At 46.4% G+C, this 20,994-nt stretch carries 17 protein-coding genes; 12 read left to right on the top strand and 5 right to left on the bottom strand.

All coding sequences use genetic code 11. The features are described from left to right. Positions 1–288 precede the first annotated feature (288 nt). Positions 289–1,377 carry a site-2 protease family protein gene (locus EGM68_RS03800; protein ID WP_013369327.1) on the top strand — a complete coding sequence of 363 codons (1,089 nt, stop codon included), beginning with the start codon at positions 289–291 and terminating at the stop codon, positions 1,375–1,377. Positions 1,378–1,532: 155 nt separating this feature from the next. Here EGM68_RS03800 and EGM68_RS03805 read toward each other — a convergent pair whose 3' ends face one another. Next, the gene (locus EGM68_RS03805; RefSeq protein WP_129548683.1) at positions 1,533–2,447 is read right to left on the bottom strand and encodes an AraC family transcriptional regulator; all 915 of its coding nucleotides are present in this window, start codon (positions 2,445–2,447) and stop codon (positions 1,533–1,535) included. 273 nt (positions 2,448–2,720) lie between these two features. Here EGM68_RS03805 and EGM68_RS03810 point away from each other — a divergent pair, with 273 nt between their 5' ends. The 6 genes from EGM68_RS03810 (at position 2,721) to EGM68_RS03835 (ending at position 10,863) form a co-directional block, all read left to right on the top strand. After that, entirely contained in the window at positions 2,721–4,727 is a 2,007-nt protein-coding gene (locus EGM68_RS03810) for a beta-galactosidase (protein WP_129548684.1), read from the top strand. Between the two features lie 135 nt (positions 4,728–4,862). Further along, positions 4,863–6,662: a sensor histidine kinase gene (locus EGM68_RS03815; RefSeq protein WP_013369330.1), complete on the top strand. Its 1,800-nt coding sequence runs from the start codon at positions 4,863–4,865 to the stop codon at positions 6,660–6,662. Beyond that, positions 6,659–7,726: a response regulator transcription factor gene (locus tag EGM68_RS03820; protein ID WP_013369331.1), complete on the top strand. Its 1,068-nt coding sequence runs from the start codon at positions 6,659–6,661 to the stop codon at positions 7,724–7,726. Before EGM68_RS03815 ends, EGM68_RS03820 begins: the two co-directional genes overlap by 4 nt. Positions 7,727–7,835: 109 nt before the next feature. After that, entirely contained in the window at positions 7,836–9,116 is a 1,281-nt protein-coding gene (locus tag EGM68_RS03825) for an ABC transporter substrate-binding protein (protein WP_013369332.1), read from the top strand. A 38-nt stretch (positions 9,117–9,154) separates the two neighbouring features. Continuing rightward, positions 9,155–10,039 (top strand): carbohydrate ABC transporter permease, encoded by an 885-nt coding sequence (locus tag EGM68_RS03830; RefSeq protein ID WP_013369333.1) that lies wholly within the window; start codon positions 9,155–9,157, stop codon positions 10,037–10,039. Beyond that, positions 10,036–10,863, top strand: a complete 828-nt coding sequence (locus EGM68_RS03835) for a carbohydrate ABC transporter permease (protein WP_013369334.1) — start codon at positions 10,036–10,038, stop codon at positions 10,861–10,863. Before EGM68_RS03830 ends, EGM68_RS03835 begins: the two co-directional genes overlap by 4 nt. 79 nt (positions 10,864–10,942) lie before the next feature. Here the strand turns inward: EGM68_RS03835 and EGM68_RS03840 are convergent, their stop codons facing one another. Then, positions 10,943–11,341: a hypothetical protein gene (locus EGM68_RS03840; RefSeq protein WP_040102168.1), complete on the bottom strand. Its 399-nt coding sequence runs from the start codon at positions 11,339–11,341 to the stop codon at positions 10,943–10,945. A gap of 217 nt (positions 11,342–11,558) precedes the next feature. Here EGM68_RS03840 and EGM68_RS03845 point away from each other — a divergent pair, with 217 nt between their 5' ends. Then, complete coding sequence (locus EGM68_RS03845) at positions 11,559–12,605, top strand: hypothetical protein (protein ID WP_013369336.1); 1,047 nt, start codon at positions 11,559–11,561, stop codon at positions 12,603–12,605. A gap of 285 nt (positions 12,606–12,890) precedes the next feature. Here the strand turns inward: EGM68_RS03845 and EGM68_RS03850 are convergent, their stop codons facing one another. Further along, complete coding sequence (locus tag EGM68_RS03850) at positions 12,891–16,190, bottom strand: DUF5695 domain-containing protein (RefSeq protein WP_013369337.1); 3,300 nt, start codon at positions 16,188–16,190, stop codon at positions 12,891–12,893. Positions 16,191–16,341: 151 nt separating this feature from the next. Between EGM68_RS03850 and EGM68_RS03855 the strand changes: the two genes are divergently transcribed. After that, complete coding sequence (locus EGM68_RS03855; RefSeq protein WP_013369338.1) at positions 16,342–16,980, top strand: pentapeptide repeat-containing protein; 639 nt, start codon at positions 16,342–16,344, stop codon at positions 16,978–16,980. Between the two features lie 106 nt (positions 16,981–17,086). Here the strand turns inward: EGM68_RS03855 and EGM68_RS03860 are convergent, their stop codons facing one another. Together EGM68_RS03860 and pdxR are read right to left on the bottom strand one after the other, a co-directional pair. Beyond that, complete coding sequence (locus EGM68_RS03860; RefSeq protein ID WP_043885870.1) at positions 17,087–17,515, bottom strand: DUF1259 domain-containing protein; 429 nt, start codon at positions 17,513–17,515, stop codon at positions 17,087–17,089. 122 nt (positions 17,516–17,637) lie between these two features. After that, entirely contained in the window at positions 17,638–19,176 is a 1,539-nt protein-coding gene (pdxR, locus tag EGM68_RS03865; protein WP_013369340.1) for a MocR-like pyridoxine biosynthesis transcription factor PdxR, read from the bottom strand. 115 nt (positions 19,177–19,291) lie between these two features. Here pdxR and EGM68_RS03870 point away from each other — a divergent pair, with 115 nt between their 5' ends. The 3 genes from EGM68_RS03870 (at position 19,292) to EGM68_RS25975 (ending at position 20,937) form a co-directional block, all read left to right on the top strand. Then, positions 19,292–19,903 (top strand): pyridoxamine 5'-phosphate oxidase family protein, encoded by a 612-nt coding sequence (locus tag EGM68_RS03870; RefSeq protein WP_013369341.1) that lies wholly within the window; start codon positions 19,292–19,294, stop codon positions 19,901–19,903. A gap of 235 nt (positions 19,904–20,138) precedes the next feature. Continuing rightward, complete coding sequence (locus EGM68_RS03875; RefSeq protein WP_013369343.1) at positions 20,139–20,741, top strand: TetR/AcrR family transcriptional regulator; 603 nt, start codon at positions 20,139–20,141, stop codon at positions 20,739–20,741. Between the two features lie 94 nt (positions 20,742–20,835). Then, entirely contained in the window at positions 20,836–20,937 is a 102-nt protein-coding gene (locus EGM68_RS25975) for a hypothetical protein (RefSeq protein WP_014599460.1), read from the top strand. The last annotated feature ends 57 nt before the right edge of the window (positions 20,938–20,994 follow it).

The raw sequence follows: 20,994 nt of genomic DNA on the forward strand, positions 1-20,994 counted from the left end.
CTTAAACAAGCTTCAACCCTTCATGTGAAAAACGAGTTGAGCTTCATGCAGAAGTCTATCCTTTTATCTGAGACGCATGTAGTGAGTACACATGAATGAGCAAACCTCCTTTTACAAAATAGGGTATCTAACCCAGCACCAATATACCATTCGACATTGGCAGATGTCTACAATATACGGAATAATGTACATAGCTTCCCCAGTTCGCTTATCTGTGGGTATAGAAGTTTTTACAACCTGCACATTGCAAGATACAATGGAAGTATTAGAGAAAGGAGACGGATACTTTTGCAAAAAGAAGACAATAAAACCGATTCCAAATCCGGCTCATCCAAATGGTATCTTGGTAGTGCAGCAGCATTGCTCCTGTTGAAAGGCAAATCGTTACTTGCCCTTTTAAAATTCAGTAAATTTGGCGGTGCGCTGATCTCTATGGCATTTACGATTGGCACGTATGCGATCATATACCCGTGGGGATTTGCGGTTGGGTTCGTGTTGCTGTTATTTGTGCATGAGCTGGGGCATGTATTGGCTGCCAAACGCAAGGGGCTTCCGGTGTCGACACCGTTATTTATTCCTTTTCTCGGTGCGTTAATCACCATGAAACGACATCCTTTGGATGCCCAGACAGAGGCTTACGTAGCCATGGGCGGCCCGTTATTGGGGACGGTTGGGGCTATGGCAGTATACGCAGGAGCGTATGCAACAGACAGTCCACTTTTGTATGCACTAGCATATATCGGTTTTTTCCTGAACCTGATCAATTTGCTGCCGATTCATCCGCTTGATGGAGGACGGATTTCTACAGCAGTGACACGTTGGTTATGGCTAGTGGGCCTACTGGGTGGGATTGTAGTGATTGTGTATTTGAAATCCATTTTATTTTTCTTTATTTGGGCATTATTTGCCTATGATTTATACAAAAAATATGTCAAACGCAATAAAAAAGACGTCAAGGTTCAGTCGTTATTACAGAAGCCGCTGGTTGACGTACAGCATTTGTATGAGCAAGGATATCCGCTGCCTGGGCCGGAGCATACGCGCAGACTATCCTTTAATACCTACTCGGATCTGGAGGGGCAGCAATATGTAACGGTATATATGGAAAGTCTTGATGTGGAGCATACGCTTCTGCTGCCCCAGCAGTGTCTTGTTCAGCATGTATGGCTGAACGGTGTAGAACATATACCGACCCCGGATGCGTATCAGCTCAGATTGCTGTGTGGGATTGACTACATTCCGTTTGAAAATGATAAATATTACGAAGTACCCGCTGCATCACGGTGGAAATTCGGAATCGGGTACTTGGGATTGGCCTTATTCCTGATGGGGATGATGTATGTAGTACATCAGCACATAGGAGATATCAGGCTATGATTTGCAGGATAGGAACTTCACCATCAGTATAGATTATTAAGGCAATGAAACTCATTGGAAAATAAAGTGAAAAGAGCGCGACAGCCGCAATATACGGTGTCGCGCTCTTTTTCATATGATTAACGCAGTGGAGCCATTGTTACCCTTCCTTATGTCTAGCTCCTTTGCTCATCCGTAATCGGTTTTAACGTCTGGCGGTATTTTAGCGGGCTGGTACCTGTCCAGCGCTTGAACTGTCTGCTGAAATGAGCCAGACTGGAGTATCCCAGTAGGGAAGCTACCTTGTTTAGCGGTAGATTGGGTTGCTGGATCAGCACCTTAGCCTCATGCAGCTTGGTCTCCGATAGATAGTGACGTGGTGAATAGCCGTAGACCTTGCGGAACACTTCCTGCGCATAGCCTGGACTGATCCCAAGGGAACCCGCCACATCTTCAAGCCGGAATGTCTGCTCGCCAGATTCATCCTCCCGATAAGGCTTGAACCTCGATTGAATTGCTTCCATAATGGCCTTGGCATATTGAACGGATGAAGGTGCAATTCTCGGCTCCAATCCCGTAGAAATCATTTGCGAGAATATCCCGAATAGCTCGAACAAAGCAATCTGCATGCGAAAGCGGTCCGCTGTCGTATATTCTCCGTTCTCTCGCACCATGCTAATCCAGCTATGGACCACCTTTTGCAGCTTGGTATTGGTTTCAGTGCCTGCCGGGAAAAAGAGCTGATTGTTCTTAATCATTTCTTGACGGAACAGCGGATCATCAACATTAAAATGGGTGCTAAAATAATACATTCCATCCGGGGATACACACTGAGTTACATGCTTGAATCCTGGTGGAATCATTAAAATATCACCCTTTCCCACCGAGTATACGTTATTCTCCATTATCGTTTCCTGACGACCTTCTAAAATGAGAGCAATTTCAAAACCAATATGAGACTCCTCAGGCATGCACCAATCCGCTTTGACCCGATGAATATGAGCGCCAAAAAATTTCACATTCCAGTCGATAATGGGCAGCCATTGACAATCATGGAATAGAGCTGGATCAACATCCGGATTTAATATCATCAGATCACCTTCGATTAGGGCAAATTTTACACCGCTTAGACAATCTCATTGTACCTAACATTCATCTATAATAAAAGAGCGCTTACAAGTGCTGTAATACATGCTTTTACATAAAAAATCGTTTATATATAGTATTTTTGAAAGCGGCACCATATTGTAATCAGGAAGAGCTATGTTTCGAATATAGCGCAGACTGGACAGGGTTTACATGGATATTCGCACTTTATGCTGGTGCTTGGTGTAGGAGCATTAAACTTATTGGAGGACGACTCGATGAAAAAGCTATTGTACGGTGTTGCTTATTATGATGAATATATGCCTTATGACCGTTTGGACCAAGATATCCAAATGATGAAGGATGCAGGAATCAATGTAGTGCGGATAGCCGAATCTACTTGGAGTACGCATGAACCGCAGAACGGAGTGTTTGATTTCACCTCCGTGGATCGGGTGCTGGACGCCATGCATAAGGCGGGTATTGAGGTCATTGTGGGCACGCCGACCTATGCCGTACCCACATGGCTGGTGAAGGAGCATCCCGATGTATTGGCGACAACACCTCAGGGACCGGGCAAATACGGGGCTCGTCAGATTATGGACATTACGAACCCGGTGTATCTGTTCCATGCTGAGCGAATCATACGCAAGCTGATTGGACGGGTAAGCCAGCATCCGGCAGTTATTGGCTTTCAGACAGACAACGAGACGAAGCATTACAATACGAGCGGTCCCAATGTGCAATTACAGTTTGTGAAGTATTTGCGGGAGCGGTTTGAATCACTGGAGGAGCTGAACCGCAAATTTGGACTGGATTACTGGAGCAATCGCATCAATAGCTGGGAGGACTTCCCTTCGGTGGTCGGAACGATTAATGGAAGCTTGGGCGCGGCCTTTTCCCAGTTCCAGCGCAAGCTGGTGACGGACTTCCTGGCCTGGCAGGTCGCGATTGTCAATGAATATAAGCGGGAAGACCAATTTGTTACACAAAATTTTGATTTTGAGTGGAGAGGTCATTCCTTTGGAGTTCAGCCGGACGTGGATCACTTTGCTGCATCTGAAGCGTTTGATGTGACGGGTGTCGATATTTACCATCCATCACAAGATGATTTGACTGGAATTGAAATCTCTTTCGGTGGTGATGTGGCACGTTCGACAAAACATAATAATTACTTAGTGCTGGAAACGGAGGCGCAGGCGTTTACACACTGGGTTCCTTATCCGGGACAATTGCGTCTGCAAGCGTTCAGTCATCTGGCTTCCGGGGCCAATATGGTAGCTTACTGGCACTGGCATTCCATTCATAATTCCTTCGAAACCTACTGGAAGGGTCTGCTTAGCCATGATTTTGAACCGAATCCTGTGTATGAGGAAGCACAGACGATAGGGAAGGACTTTGCAAGACTGTCCACGCATCTGGTCAATCTGAAAAAGAAAAATAAAACAGCTATCCTGGTTAGCAACGAAGCGTTGACATCCATTAACTGGTTTAAGTTTAATATGAACAGCCCACTGAATTACAATGACATCGTACGCCGTCTGTATGACGAGCTGTATAAGCTGAATATTGGGACAGATATCGTCCATCCGGGTACAGAATCGTTTGATGACTATGATCTCTTGATCGTTCCGAGTCTGTATTCTGCGCCAGATGCACTGCTGGAAAAGCTGAACCGATATGTCGAACAAGGTGGTCATGTGGTATACACGTCCCGCAGCGGATTTACCGACGAACATGTGCAGGTGAGAACATCGCAGCAGCCGGGCGTGATTAGCGAAGCGTGTGGTATTCATTACAGCTTGTTTGTGGAGCCGAAAAATGTGACACTCAAGGATAATCCTTTTAAAGTGGCAGAAGATGACAATCAGGTAGATACGTGGATGGAGCTGATAACGCCGACGACTGCCGAAGTATTAGCCTATTACGATCACCCGCATTGGGGCAAATATGCTGCGATTACGCAAAATCGCTATGGTCAGGGAACGGCGACCTACATCGGCTGTATCGTCAGTTCGGCGGTCATCCGCGAATTGTTCAGCTCTGTAGCCAAAAAGGCAGGCGTATGGGGACTGGATCAGGAAGCTTCTTATCCGATCATTGTTAAGTCCGGTACGAATGATTTGGGACGAACGATCCGGTACTATTTTAACTATTCCGAACAAGCAGGCTCGGTGGTGTATCCGCACGGGGACGGCAAGGAGCTGATCGGAGAGCAGTCGGTTACCCATGGACAATTGCTCCAATTGAAGCCTTGGAGTGTTATAATTATCGAAGAAGCGTAAATGATGAATAATGAGTTGAAATCGACGTACGAATAATACAGAATAGGTATCCCGCCGTAACGATCCGGCACATTGAAGCGCCCCTGCGAATTGCGGGGCGTTTTCGCATATGGCTGAATAGAGGAGTGCATCGCTATGCCAACCCGAGCAGTCCGCTGGTTCCGGGCGCTGACGGCCCCGTATCGAAGCAGCATTCAGCTCAAGCTGATTTTGACGATGATTGTTCTATCTGTGCTGCCTGTCATTGCTGTCACGGTGCTGGCTGCGGAGAAAAGCAGAGCATCTATGGAAACCGAAGTGGTCGAGACGAACATGTCCAATATGAAATGGACGGGCATTTATATCAGCGACCAGTTAGATCGTCTGAATCATCTGATTTACAGCATTCAGATCAGCCCTGATCTAAGCGATTATTTGAATGAACGCGAGCCTGACAATCTTTCAAGCCAATTTAATGCTCAGCGAAAAATGTTGAATACGCTGGCGAATGTATATTATTCAGCCGGGAGTCATGTCATCGGTATTCAGCTGTATCTGAAGCAATCGCAAACCCTATTTACCTTTAATAGTATGCAAAATGAAATTACGACAGTGAGCGGTATTCCCTCGCAGTACGCCGAGATGTGGCAAGCGAACAAGGATTATTCGATTCGATCAAGCCCTGCAGATCCTGATCGCTTTACACTGACACGCAGTATTCGGCGTTTTGAAGACCAGAAGCAGACGGGGGCTATTTCATTGGAGGTGCTATGGTCACAATTTGATCAGACGCTGGGTCTGCTGGGACGTGGGGATCAGCACCAGGTATTGATTACAGATGGGGATGGCAGGGTCATGTATCCAGCGCAGGCTCGTCAGTCGCCTCCTCCTCCAGGAGTACTGACAGCTCTTCGTGATGTTAAGCCGGGTCCCGGGATGCTTCAAACTGCCGAACATTATGTGTTCTACAATGATCTGGATGTGGTTGGACTGAAACTAGTCAAAATCATACCGACTTCCTCCATTAACCACAGTGCCTTTTCAACCATGCTGTATGGTATTGTCGTAGGCGTGATTTCAATCCTGGTTTCCATCTGCATTGCCGTTTTCATCGCATGGCGGACTGCACGCCCGATTGTCCATTTGGCGCGTTCGGTGCAGGAGCTTGATATGATCAAGGGGCCAGCTGGAGAGCCAAGTACACGACCGGATGAAATTGGGTTACTGGAAAGAAGTCTTCATGGGATGGCAGGCCGAATACGCGAGCATATCCAGACGGAATACAGTATCAATTTGCAAAAAAAGACGGCTGAATTGAAAGCGCTCCAGGCGCAGATTCATCCTCATTTTCTGCAAAATACGCTGCAAATGATCGGAAGTATGGTGTTTTCACAAAAGCCGGAGGATACCTATGAAGTCATTCGTTCGCTGAGTGAGATGTTCCGTTACGTGGTACGGGAGCCTCAGGATATGGCCTCTCTGCGTGCAGAGCTCGATCATGTGGGACATTATATGCGTATCCAGCAGCGTCGTTTTCCGCAAAGATTAGTATTTCAAGTGGAGACAGAAGAGCAGGCGATGGATATTCGTTTGCCCAAGCTATCGCTTCAACCATTGTTGGAAAATGCGTTTCAGCATGGTCTTGATCGCAAGGCAGGGGCGTGGCGAATGGCAATCCGCGTGGAAATTATGAAGGAAGAAGTGTGCATTACGGTCAGCGATAACGGTAACGGCATGCCCCCGGACAAGCTGGAGAAAGTTCGGGCAAAGCTGGAAAACGCATCGGAGGAACCAATTTGGGCCCAGGGCAGTCATATCGGATTAAGCAATGTGGCTTCACGCATACAAATGAATTTTGGAGTGCATTATGGAGTGACTATAGATAGTGAGCAGGGAGTCGGTACATGTGTCACTATTCGTATTCCATTCATCTCAGCAGAGGAGGGCAAAATATGATCAGGGTATTAATCGTTGACGATGAGCCGTGGAACCGCGATATTTTGAAGACATTTGGCACATGGGAAAAGCTTGGAATGGTAGTAGTGGGTGAGGCTGAGGATGGAGACGAGGCATTCAGGCTGGTCGGGGAGTTAGCTCCCCACATTGTGATTACGGATATGCACATGCCGGGTGCGGACGGAGTAGAGCTGCTGCAAGCGCTAAATAACCAATGTCCTGATGTGAAAATCATTGTCGTGAGCGGTTATGATGATTTCGCGTATGCCAAACATGCGATCCGTTACAAGGCTGTTGATTATTTGCTCAAGCCTGTCAATCCTGTCGAGCTGAATGCGGTGCTACTCAAATGCAAAAACGATCTGGAGGTCAAGGCGGCCGAACAGCAGCCAGAAGCAACAGAACTGGATTATGAGTTTTTCCACAAGTTAACCCGGTATAAGCAACTGCTGCGTCTTTATTTTAATGAACTGAATCGTGACGGGGTGAACTTAACATGCAGGCAGGTTGTGCAGGAGCTGGAGAGTTATGGAGCACCAAGTCAACCTATGCTGGGCAGGCTGGTACAGGAGTTGCTTTCCCTGCTGAAAGAGCTGTCAGCGGATAACGGGCTGGATACTTCTACGGCAAAGGAACGATTTCCGCTTTCGCAGGCTGCCCTATCCTCTGTAGAACATGCGCTGGAATTCGTATCGTCATGCTATGTTCAGGAATTGGATCAGCTGATTCGGCAACGGAAATACAAAAATAAGCTGAATTTGGAGGAGGTACGGCGGTATATCGACAGTCACTTTGCTGGGCCGATTACACTGGAGCAGTTGGCGAAAAACTTTTTTGTAAGCAAGGAATATATGAGCAAGGTATTCAAGCAGGAGTATGGTCAGAATGTAACGGACTACATTGTAGAACGGAGAATGGAAAAGGCGCGGGAATGGCTGTCCAATAAACAGATTTCAATTAAAGCCGTTGCAGAGATGGCTGGGTATGAAGATGTGTCTTATTTTTATCGGGTATTTAAAAAGCATTTTGGCATGGCCCCCGGTGAAATGAGAAAGGAAGTTTAAAAAAATCCAATCCAATAAGTTAAGGGTGTCCAATGGCAGAAGTGACCTCCCATCCTATAATGAAAGCGTATACAAAATGAGATTTTCAACTTAGGGGAGGTCATTTTGCATGAAAATGTGGAAAGGTGTATTGAGTACAATGCTGGTTGGCACGTTGTTGGCCGGATGTGGAGCGAATTCTTCAGGCAGTGACAGCAGCAGTTCCAGTGGAGACGGAAAAACTGTAAATCTCAAAATGTTTATTGCTCAGCCCCGCTTAAAGGAGCACTACGATAAATACATTAATGCGTTTGTAGCCAAAGAGAAGAAAGATAAAAATATCGACGTCACCGTTCAACTAGAGATGCCGCCTGCTGACAATGCCGCACAAATTCTGAAGACAAGACTCGCTTCCAACGATGCACCGGATGTATTCGCACTGCATGCGGTGAATGAAATTCCACCGTTTTACAAAGCGGGATACTTGGAGGATTTGTCTGGTCAGCCATTCGTCAGTAAATTGATGGATAGTGTAAAGCCTTCGGTGACGACGAAAGACGGCAAAGTCGTAGCGGTTCCTTTGGAAACGATCTCCTGGGGCTATTTGTACAACAAAAAGATATTTAAGGATTTGGATTTGAAGCCGCCAGGAACGTTGACCGAAATGAAGGCTGTCGTCGAGAAGCTGAAAGCGAACAATGTGAAACCGTTCCTGTTGTCTTACAAGGAATCCTGGATTCCACAGCTGTTTGTGCCGCTCACAGCAGGTGCGATGATGAACACACAGAATAAAGATTTTATCGAACGGATGAATCAGGACAAAGGTTCTTTTTCCGAAATGAAGAGCATGTTCGATATTATTGATCTGGTGAACAGCAATGGTACAGACAAGGCGCTGGAAATTGGCGGGGATGATGGATCGGCGGCATTTGCTTCGGGTAAAGCGGCAATGTGGATTCAGGGACCGTGGTTTGCGGAAACGATTTTAAAATCTGATCCGAAGATGGACTTTGGAGTAGCACCTCTGCCGATTAATGACGATCCTAATGCGACCCTGATCAATCTGTCCACTTCGACTTCGTTGGCTGTATCCTCTACCAGCAAGAATAAGGAGGTTGCGCTCGATTTTGTTAACTATGTGTTGGACGACAAGGATTCCAGCGCGTTCTATGAAGCATTGAAATTTAACCCCATCTCCAAAGTGCATACGTTTAAGAGCTATCCTTGGGTTAATGATGCTACCGAATATGTGAAAGCAGGCAAGTCGTACCAAGATCCATCAATTCCGCAGGCGGTCAAGGATGAGGCAGGCAAATCGCTACAATCTTATTATGCTGGCCAGCTCTCGCAGGATGACGTCATTAAGGCGCTGGGTAAGGCATGGAAATCGTATAACAAAGTGAACAAGTAGCGGTAACCTACAGAATGACATCGGGAGGGAGAGACTCCATGCCTTTTAAAATCTACAAAAAATACGTCATGCTGCTGGCGTTTACTGCTCCGGCACTAATCTTTTACGCCATCTTCCTGCTTATTCCAACGATCAGCGGTATGTACTACAGTTTTACAGACTGGAACGGATTGAATTCCAATTACAACTTTATCGGCTTGGGGAACTTTGTGGAATCCTTGAAGGAAGACCCCGATTTTCTCAATTCCCTTTGGTTTACACTTAAATACGTATTGGTCATGATCGTGCTGCAAAATGTACTTGCGCTAGTACTGGCAGTGTTGATTGAGTCACGCACACGTAGCAAAGGTTTTTTTCGGACGCTATTTTTTATGCCTAATATGATCAGTACCATTATTAGCGCATTTATGTGGACATTCGTTTTTTCCTCCGTGCTACCGCAAATCGCTGAAAAGACGGCCATCGCCTTTTTAGGTCAATCATGGCTGGGCGATCCGAAAGTATCCTTCTTTTCCATCATTATTGTCTCGCTCTGGAATGGTGTGGGATATATGATGATCATCTATCTGGCTGCGCTTCAGGGTGTACCACAAAGTTTGAAGGAGGCTGCTATTATTGACGGGGCGAATGCATTTCAGACATTGAGAAGTGTGACGCTGCCGATGATTACCCACGCGATTACGATCTGTTTCTTCCTGACACTTAACGGTGCTTTCAAGGTGTATGAGGTCGTGTATGGACTGACTGGAGGGGGACCGGGACGCAGTACACAGGTGATTACGATGAACATTTATGAGGAAGCGTTCTCCAACAACTTCCGCTATGGTTATGCGAGCGCTAAATCCGTTATTTTGTTCGCCATTGTGCTAATCTTTACTCTGATCCAACTGCGTGTCATGAAGAAGAGGGAGGTGGAGGCATGAGGCTGAAAAAAGCCAATTCCTTGCTGATCACGCTGATGCTGTGCGTGGGCGCAGTCGTGTCCTTCTTCCCGATCTACATGGCAGTCATTAATTCGTTTAAAACACAGGGCGAGATGTTTGCATCCTTTACGGCGTTGCCGACGAAGCTTCACTTTGAAAATTACAGTCAGGCTTTTCATCAGACCCATTTGCTGAACAGCGCTCTGAATTCCACGATTATTTCTTTTATCGGCATTGGCGGAATCGTGGTCTGTTCGGCACTGGCAGGCTACAAGCTGTCTCGTACAAGTGGAAAACTGAGCAGTGCAATTTTCTTCCTGTTTGTTGCCTCCATGCTGGTGCCGTTTCACTCTATAATGATACCGCTTACACGAACGGCAAAGGATTTGTCTGTTCAAGGCAGTACGTACGGCTTGGCTTTGATCTATATCGGCTTGGGTGTGAACATGGCAATCTTTTTGTATCACGGATTCGTCAAATCCATCCCGCGTGAGCTGGAAGAATCTGCGCAAATGGACGGGTGCAATGAGTTCCAAACGTTCTTTCGCATTATATTTCCTTTGCTGCTGCCGATCACCGTCACGATTGCTATTTTGGATTTCCTGTGGATTTGGAATGACTTTTTGCTTCCACTTTTGATGTTGACGGATGTGAACCATTACACCCTGATTCTCTCGACCAATATGCTGTTTGGAGAGTACAACAAGGATTGGTCGCTTATTCTGGCCGCGCTCGTGCTGACCTCTATCCCGGTGATCCTGATCTATGCCTTTTTTCAGAAATTCATTATGGAAGGCATTGCGGAGGGAGCGGTTAAGGGATAAGCTATGCTTCTCATCGTTAAAAAAAGCCTTCCTTGATTATAGGAAGGCTTTTTATTTTGGAACGACGCAGATCCAACTTTCACTTCGACAAACAGCTTATTATAAAAAATAAAAGCGAAATGATGATCAAAAATAGATAAATACTAGAAACTCGTCTTCCGATAAGAGCTCCAAAATCTTCAGGATTTTTATACCCAATGATTATACCGGGAATGAAAAAAATGCTGGATAGTAGAAGGCTATAGTGAAATCCAGTATTGTCAACACGATTAGACCATGCGGGCAAGCCTAAAAAGGAAAACAATTGATCCCCAAACGTGTAATTGTCGAGTTCGTAAGAAGCAGCTAGGCCAAGAAGTAATAAAAGCAGTGAAAGTGATCCACGGCCTATTTTTTTTCTGTTTTTTCTCACTAATGTAAAGATAATCAGTAAAATTACAATTGCTTGTATGCTGTAGGTCAATATCGTTAAGAACATGAAGTACCTCCTTGAACATCAGAATCGAATGAGCGAATGTCAATCTCGGGAGTGATTATACCATATTTTGTAATAACTTCATATACATTTCAATACGGAGTTCGATAGCGCAGCGGTCCATTTGGATCAAGTGAAGCAACAGTGATCGTAAGATCAAATGGAACGCGGAGCGGCCTTAGCCATACAATATTTCATCTGAATGTAAAAGGAGATGATTATGTTGGCTACCTTCTCGGCCGCGCTTCAAGTAAAAAAGCGGATGGCCAAGCGTGTCTTGAAAATGTCTGGTGTCCACGGCATTGGCGTAGGATACAGGGACCCTGCTCATCCCAAAAGGGGAGCCGCTGTCATTGTGTACACGGATCGTCTAGCGTCGGCCTCTACTGGACTCTTGTCGGCCACTGCCTTAGGAAAGAAATCGAACGTTCCTATCCGAATTGTAAAGACTGGAAAGATCAGAGCTAATGCCACGGACTACAGAGTGCGCATCCGCCCGGTCATCGCCGGCTACAGTGTCGGGACGATTGAAGGTTCCGGTACAACCGGACTCATCGTTTCCCCAACTGGAGAGCCGGCTACACGTTATCTTTTTAGCAATAACCATGTCCTCAATCCCTCCAATACAGACAATCGGGAAGCTACAATTCAACCAGGCGGAGCCGATGGGGGGACGGTTGCCCAGAATCGTATAGGACGACTGTATCGTTACGTGCGCTTAAATCCCACCGGAACGAACCTGATTGATGCAGCGCTTTCGCTTCCGACCCGCAATAACCTGCTCAATCCGCGTTATGCTACAGTGGGAGCCATTCCGGGTCATGTTACCGCTTATCGCGTAGGAGAAAAATTGAAGAAGGTAGGGCGTACAACCGGGCGGGTTAATGGCACGGTAGAGTCCGTCTATACGGACCTGCAAATCAATTATGGGGGAGAGTTGGGCTTACTGACCTTCGAAGATCAGACGGTTATTAGAGGTACGACTCCTGTATCACTACCCGGGGATTCCGGCTCTGTATGGCTCAGACAGTCCGATAATTATGCAGCCGCGGTCAACTATGCAGGCACGGCAGATGGTCGCTTATCCATAGCCTTTCCGGTACAGTGGTTCATGCAGGTATTCAACACACGAGTAGCCCGCCCCAGCGGGGCAGGCAGGGTGCTCAGAGTAGATACAGGATCTTCCCCTCGCTCCTATACTAGACAACTCACCAGTGAGGAGCTTGTTCGCTTAAGACCAAGAACGACACGCATTAGACGGAGCTAATTCCTCTGCTGATGGAAAAGCTGCCGCTGATTGTTTCGGTAAAGTGGTCGCTTTAAGAGGTTTCCATAGGAAGGCTCGCTTCGGAAGCATCATCTCCCCGGATTTCTCCCCTGATTACAGAATTAATATAAGAAATCCGGGGCGGAGGCGATGGGAAGCATCAGCAAAAGTAATTCACGATACCAATCATTTACGACGCAAATGTTTCACGGTATAAATCATTCATAATACCAATTATTCACAATCTAAAACGTTAATGGCATGAAATGAATGCATAGGTGTATTTTAATCTGCCCCCTCAGCATATGCTTGGACTCCCACATCATGGGCTGTAATGGTGCTGCTTGCCGAGGCCAAACCCCTAATTTCCTGAGCGGTCAGAGCCCTGTTGTAAATGATCAGCTCATCTACCGCACCATTCAGATAAGGATCATCAAACTGGGATTTCCCAATGTAGTTCCAATCTGTCAGTCCAAGGCTGGAAGGCTTCAGCGTCATATTCGTGTTGCGGGTCGCCTCTATACCGTCCACATACATAATTCCTGTAGTGCCTGACAGAGTCACGGCAACATGCTTCCAGACCCCTGTCGCCAGTTCCGGGGCGTTCAGCTGCTGTTCCTCTCCGTTCCCCAAGACAGTGATGGCAAAACGCATACCTGTCCCTTCGGCCTTCGGGGTCAAAAACATATACCGATCTGTTCCTGCTCCAAAATCAAACAGACGAGCCCAGCCGTTATGCGTGTTCACTTGTACCCACGCGGCAATGGTAAAGTCATTGAGGCTGCTAACTATTCCACTGGGCAGGCTGGCATAGGCGTCTGTACCGTTAAGGCGCAGAGCATTGCCATTCCGTCCCGCGCCCCACGAGCCGCCATGTACACTGGCCTGCTGCCCATAACCTGACGAATCGGCTGCGGTTGATCCGGCCGTTTCGTTAAATTCATAATGGGCTATAATGTCCCCAGCGGGAGCCGGATTGCCTGTACTGGACTGAATACGGATATCGTAGTTGGCTGCCGTACCGATATTCAGTCTGACAGTAGTCGCAGCATTGTTAACAGCTGTGACTGAGCCGGTTTTTGTGCCGTCTATCAGTACGTCATACGTACCTGCCGCGAGTCCAGTTATCGTCACAGCAGTCGTATGAGCTGTGCCAGGTGTCGTATTTTTCAACATCAAGCGGATATTGTTCTTGGACTTGGATACGATGGCCAAGCTATATTGATCCCGGTTCAGCTCCAGACTCAGCTTCTGGGTGATCAGATGCAGACGTTGGAATACACCGTCTTTTGGAGTAATCGTATAGCTGTTATTGCTTTCAGTAACGTCACAGCCATAGCCGAATAAGCCGAATATCGGATCGACAGCAACATCCGAGCTTAGGATTTTAATGGCTCCAAACAGCCCCAGATCAGCTTCCCCGGACATGCCGCGCCATCCGTTAAACAGAGGGCCGCCGTCCAGACCAAGGGCTCCGTAATTGCCCTTGCCTGCCTGATATGTCCACGATACTGCCCCGATATTGGCAGGATCAGAGCTGATCTGTCCCGAATTAATCGCCCCGATGTTCGCCAGCTTGGCGGCATAGGATAGACGCTGGTCCACTTCGGGATTGGACGAATAACGACGTGTCCAGTCGTCCATCGCATAGCCCGCCAGCGAGGTGGTGTACTGGAAGTTCCACCAATTTTCTCCGGTGATTGTGACCGGATCGGCGTAATAGTACCAGACAGGCATATGACCGCGTGCGGCGCGTGTTTTGGCATTGATTTTGCTCATCATCGTCGTATTGCCGTTCATTTTGGCAAGTGTATATACGGCCTCTTCGCCTGTATTGTCATAGTTGTACTCAGAGCCATAAGGATAGGTGGTGTTTTTGAAATTGTTGTACTTGGTAGCCATTTTGGCAATCAGGTCGTTAGCCTCAGTAGTCAATCCTTCTTCCTGAAGCGCCTTAATTATATCCGGTGTGGTCAGCTCACCCATAAGTCCTGTGTTCCAGTTATAAGCAACAGGGCCTTCATACAACGCTTTAAAAATACGGTAAGCACGTAGCAAATATGTGTTTTTGCTATTGCGATAGCTGATCAGGTTGGGATACAGCTTGGCAAGTTTATACATGCTGAAAAACGTATTATAAATGTGCGGATAGGCATAGCCCCGGTACGTTGGTGTCGTATTAGGCTGCGGCATCAGGAAATCGGGGACCAGATAATCGGTATGATGGCCTTCCATCAGATTCGTCCAGATAGCCACCTCCAGATAATCATCGACTGCCTTGATCTCAGAGGCCACGGGCTTCAGGACATTTTTCTCCGCCAGAAACTGGCCGTGAGTTAATCCCCAATCATCGCCCCAGCCCCAGTAGCCGGCAAAGCTGTTGCGTTTGGCCTTATATTGCATCATCCAATCGTCAAACACCTTGTCCCTCAGATCGCCAGGCACATTCCATTGCGTGCTGTTGACCATGAAAGTGGAGTGACGCTGAAGTGCAGTGTCAACTGGCTCAATGGCATAGAACTGGAGAACGGTTTTTTCGCCGTTACCGTAGTTCACCGTAATATTGTTGTGACCCAATCGTCCTAGTGTAAGTTCATATATTTTGTGGTTTGTAGGGGCATTTTCCAAATAGTTGATGGTCGTTTCGGAGGGATACTGCGCTGTGACAGAGGTAATGGATTTACGGGTATGCAGATCGAATTTAGCCTTGAGATTGGTCGGGACAATCATACCCGGAACCACCGTCACATCCACATGTCCCTCGCTGTATAGCCTGTCCTTTACAGCCTGCTCGTCTGCTACCTTGTAGAATTTAAAGGCATACGTTTTGCTTTCACCAGGGGCCAGCGACAGACTGGTGCTCCCGAGATAACCACGGTTGGTGCTTTTGATGACATTGGAGTGGATATAGAACACATTCAGTCCCTCAGACCAGCCACCTTGCTCCATAGCCCATGTACTGCCTGGATGCTCCTCGACTCTCCAGTGATCCTGATATTCGAGACCAGCACCCGTTGAGGCATCGGGCATCAGCAGGATATACGGTCCGATGCCGCTAGGCCGTCCAGCGGTAATAAAGGAGCTGTGGTGACCTACAAAGGAGTGAGAGAGTACCCTGGTTTCATAGATTTGTTCGTTATTACCGCCGGACCAGTATTCGTTAAAAGGTAGCGGCAGCCCCCAATCTCCAATTTCCAGTGTTTGATTAGAGGTATTCGTTACTTTCATTTGCCAATGTAAATAGTCGTTAACCAACGAATAGGTTTCATGTAAAGTGAAGTTGCGTATTCCCTGATGGTTTGAGGAATTTTGATAGGACACCTGGACACTGTTACCAGAAGAGGTGATCTGGCGCGCATCTGCAGAATTGCTTGTCCACGCCCGAGTCCAGGCCCCGTTACCGAGACGATAGGTGAACATAAGTTCACCCAGCCACTGATGATCTGACGTATTTTGCTTAGGTGCGTTGGAGCCGTTCATGACATAATTCGTATTGAAGGTGTCTCCTGTCAGACGTAAGGAAGAGATATCCCCATAATTCCCGATCGAGATGGAGAATATTTGATTAGATAGCTGTACTGCCATGCTATCAACCTCCTAACAAAGGTTCGTGAGTGTACTTCACATGTTAATATATGTGTCAAAAATACTTTTGCTACCTTATGCGTGAGAATTAATAGAAAATAGATTCATATAGATGTCCTAGAAGTCTATTCATAGTGGAGGTAGAGGTATCATGAAAAATAAAATGGAGTCACCGAAGATTCCTGCGGACTTACCCATATTAAATGAAGAAATACGCTCCATACGATCCAAAGACGAACTTAGTGTGGGGGCAGTAGAGGAAATCATGTTGGACAATATCGAAGCAGTTAAAGTTTCATTAGAGAAGATGACTTTTAAAAATGTAACCATCACAGAATCGTCATTGCCAGAAAGTGAATGGACAGACGTCATTTTTGATAAATGTGATCTGTCTAATGTTAATTTTTCCGGTTCCTTTATCCATCGCGCAGAGTTCAGAAATTGTAAATTGCTTGGAACGGATTTTTCGAGAAGCAGATTCCAAAACGTTCGTTTTCTGGATTGCTTAGGGGATTATTCAATGTTCCGTTTTGCGAATTTCAAGCAAGTTGGTTTTGAGGATTGTTCTTTGATAAGTACAGATTTTTATCATTTAACGCTACAAAAAACCTCTTTTGCCCGTTGCAATCTGGATCAAGCCATCCTGTCGGGGTCCAAGCTCAAGGGGGTAGATCTCAGTGATTGCGAATTTGATGGAATACAAGTGGAGATAGAAGATTTGAATGGCTGCATCATCTCACCGCATCAGGCTTCATCATTTGTGGGCCTTTTGGGGCTAGTGATCAAATAAGGGGTTCCTCACTGATTTTTAATACGGTCTCATGTCTAGCGCATGCTGTTTCCACCAATAACAAAAGAAGATCCGCCTAAGCGGATCTCTGGCATTTATTAATAGCTTATTTTTTTTGAATAACCGGCCGTACAGGCTTCGTTGTCAAGACATTAAGGGCGTCACGCACTTCTGTGGCGAAAACAAGCGGCTTTTCTACTTTTTCAAAGTGGATGTACCAAAGGTTGGGGTTATCGAATAGCCAGTGATTGTGCAGTGCCGTCACTTTGATATCATGTTTACGAAGTCGAGAAATAAACGGATTAATTTCTGCGGTTAAAATCACGGTTTCGCCAAGACATAATCCTTTTCCGTTACGGCCAATACTTTCGAAAGAAAAAGCTTGGGGTATTGCAAGAAAGGATCGGGTCCTTTTCCCCAAAATGATTGGCTTGATGTTGTTTCTGACTGCAGATGCAGTACAAACTCCGTTAATGATTTGAGGTGTTGCTTTTAATATATCGGCAAACCGTTTACAAAGTGGACTAACTGCCATTTCTCTCACTCCAATTCTTTTAAGTTACTAGCATCATATGAAAAAGTAAGGGAATGGAAAGGGCAAGTCTTCTTTATCGTTAGTCTAATTTGCTATATATAAAGTGCGAATGGAGCACCCTTTTAAAGCTTCAGCTTTGCTCCGTGATACTTATGTTTGATACGATCCCAGGCCTGGCACAGACGCGTAACACCTTCGATAATTTGCTGCTCCGTTAAGTGGGCAAAGTTAAAGCAGGCTGAAGGAGGTCCTGGTGTCAGTTGGTAATCTGCGGCATCACGCCATGTGACTCCATAAAATCGTGCCATCTGCATCAAATGATGATACGGGGCAGGTCCATGCTTCCAGATGGCATAGGCGTGTAGACCACAATCGTTCTGATGCCAGTGAAACAGCTCACTCAACGGCTGTATTTCATGCTGGAACACGTCGTAGCGTGATCTGTATATTCGAGTCATCCGCCGCAAATGACGAATGTAGTCTCCGCGCATCATAAAACGTGCCAGTGCACGCTGTTCCAAGCGTGCAGGCGGCAGGGGATCGTATAGTCGTTTGGCAGCAGTAAGCGCTTGGGCCAACTCCACAGGCAGGATGGCAAAACCGAGTCGAAGGCTGCTGAACATACTTTTGGAAAAGGAACCGACATAGATGACACAATCCGCGTGGTCTAATGCTTTTAACGGTTCAATAGGGCGTCCCGCCCAGCGGAATTCACTGTCATAATCATCCTCAATAATCCACGCCCCCTTGGACGCTGCCCATTGCAAAATATGTTGACGGCGTGTTAATGGCAATACAGCACCGGTTGGAAACTGCCGTCCAGGCGTAACAAACAGGAGCTTGGCATCCCAATCCTGTGGAATAATTCCATGCTGATCCAGTTCAGCAGCGTGTATCTGTCCGCCTGAGGCAGTTACTGCACGATAGATGCCGGAATAACAGGGATTTTCCAGTACAATGTTATCTTGTTCATGAATAAGCAGCTGACTTAGTAACGTGATCACTTCCATGGAACCGCTGCATAATACGACTTGTTCGGGGGTGGCCGTAATTCCGCGTGTTCTGCCAACATGATGACAAATTGCTTCACGCAGCCAGTTATCACCGTTCACTAGTGCAGGCATCGAGCCATCCGAGGGCTTTTGCAGATCTTTGCCGGCGGCAGCCAATGCACTTTTCCATGCGATCTGTGAGCTACCCTCCAATATAACTTCTTCTGCTTGAAAAGAAATCAAAGGCTGGTGTGCACCATCTCTATCTGTAGCATACACAGGAGTCGAGTATAAGGCTCGTTCCCTTTCGATCTGCATTATTCGTTGTCCCCATGCTGACAGAGCAGGGGCTTTTTGTTTTGTATTAGGTGAGTTTTGGTTTTGCTGGTCGATTAGAGATTCGTCTGGCAGCATTGCGGTCTGTTCCATAACAAACGTTCCTCTGCCTACTACCGAATTCACATATCCTTCTGCCAACAGCATATCGTATGCTTCTTTAACACTCCCGCGCGAAATTCCATACATCACAGCCAGATCGCGACTGGAAGGCAGGCGCGTACCGCTGGCAAGGGAGCCAGTGAGAATCCCCTCTCGAAGAGCGTGATACAATGCCAAGTATTTAAAATGATATTTTTGAATCGCACGTTGATAAGCAATCGTAATGTCCATACTTTTCTCCTTATATTGGACCAGTCATTTTCGTTTATATTGGGTCTTTTTAATAATCCATTTTCAACATAATCTGAAATGTATTGTTGGTCAATAGATGGAAGGAGAGATCCCTATGAGAAGAAAAGAATTTACAGTGGCAGAACTAGAGGAAATAGAGCAGTTTCTAAGCGAGGTCAGTTTCGGATTTTTAGGCATGAACAGCGAGGATGGTTTTCCGCGTGTGGTTCCCTTGAATTTCGCTTATGGGAATGGCGTTTTTTATATTCATGGCAGCCGTGCTGGAGAAAAGATGGAACGAATGAAAGAGGATAACCGGGTCACTTTTTCAGCTGCCAAAGAGTATGCGCTCATTCCATCTTATTTTACAGATGAACATATGGCATGTCCTGCGACTTCATTTTTTAAAAGTATTACCGTGCGTGGTCATGCGGAGCATGTAGTGGATTTGGAAGAAAAAGCATCAGCATTTTCCATTTTTATGAGTAAGCTGCAAACGGAAGGCGGGTATGACACGATTGATGCCAACGATTCTCGGTATGCCTCACGTTTGAAAGGGGTCGCTCTGATCAAAATTGTACCCGAGGAATGGACCGCCAAGTTTAAATTTGGCCAAAATGTTAAAGATCAGGAGCGCCAGCAAATTATCGACGGCTTGCAACAACGGGGGCTGGATGATGATCTGATAACAATCTCAATGATGCGTAAATATTGTCCTCATCATTGATATATGTATAACGCCAACATAAAAATTTGATTTCGATATACTCACTCCTGCTCGCTCATCCATCTAATTGGTTAATTATACCTCGTAGGGAGATGCCCTTGATTTTCCAAAACCTTCAGTTCTTCTGTATTAGGACTTTTGAAGGACAGGTATATATCATCCTCAAGCCCGTTGTTCTTACTGCAAAGGAATTTTATAATACGATAGATTTGTGGCGTAAGGGGGCAAGACCGTGATGAGAGCGGGAGTCAGAAGTCGGGAAAGTCGACGGTTGTTACTGGAAGCGGGGGCTGAAGAGTTCGCTCAGACGGGGTTTTATCAGACAAAGGTAAGTTCGATCGCGGCGCGTGCAGGATTGACGCAGCCGGATTTTTATATTCATTTTGAAAGCAAGGAACAGATGTATGAGGAGCTTGTGGAGAGCTTTCGTAATTTGGTGAATGAGACAGTACAGAGCATGAAGGTAGACCCGGATCAGAGCGAGACTGAAATTTTGAGACGGGGACAAGTGTTTCTGGAGGCTATTTTTCGCGTGTTGTCTAATAATCCGGCGATCACTCGTGTCGGATTTTACCAGGCAGCAGACTCGGTGCGCATTAAGGCGGAAATGGCAGAGCACATCAAAAAACATCTGATGGCAGCACAACGATGGGGTTCCTGCCGTGAGGAACTGGACCCTGAACTGACAGCAGAATGCGTGATCGGTTTGATAGAACGGCTGACGTTAACGAAATTGCTGCCTGGGCGCGAAAGTCCGTCTGTTCTTGCCATGCAGGCACGAAACCTACTGTATCGTGGTATGCTGGCTTCCGAAGGATACGGAACCGTAGAATCTTAACCCACATTTGGGCGTCAGGCGCGGCATTTGTCCCTATCATGGACGGTAACATAAGCATAAGATGCTCTTGTAAACCATGAAGGGAGGAATCACCATGTCTGGAGTAGGCGCTGGTTATGGAGCTTTTACATCTACAGGAGCGATTCTAGTACTTTTCATTCTGCTCGTTATTATTTCCAAAGCATTCGTTATCTAATTCTCAGCTCAAAAATTTGATTTCGGGCGATTTGTTGTAATCGACAGAGGGAGGAGG

It is taken from the genome of Paenibacillus sp. M-152 (assembly GCF_003856555.1).
Taxonomy (GTDB): domain Bacteria; phylum Bacillota; class Bacilli; order Paenibacillales; family Paenibacillaceae; genus Paenibacillus; species Paenibacillus polymyxa_C.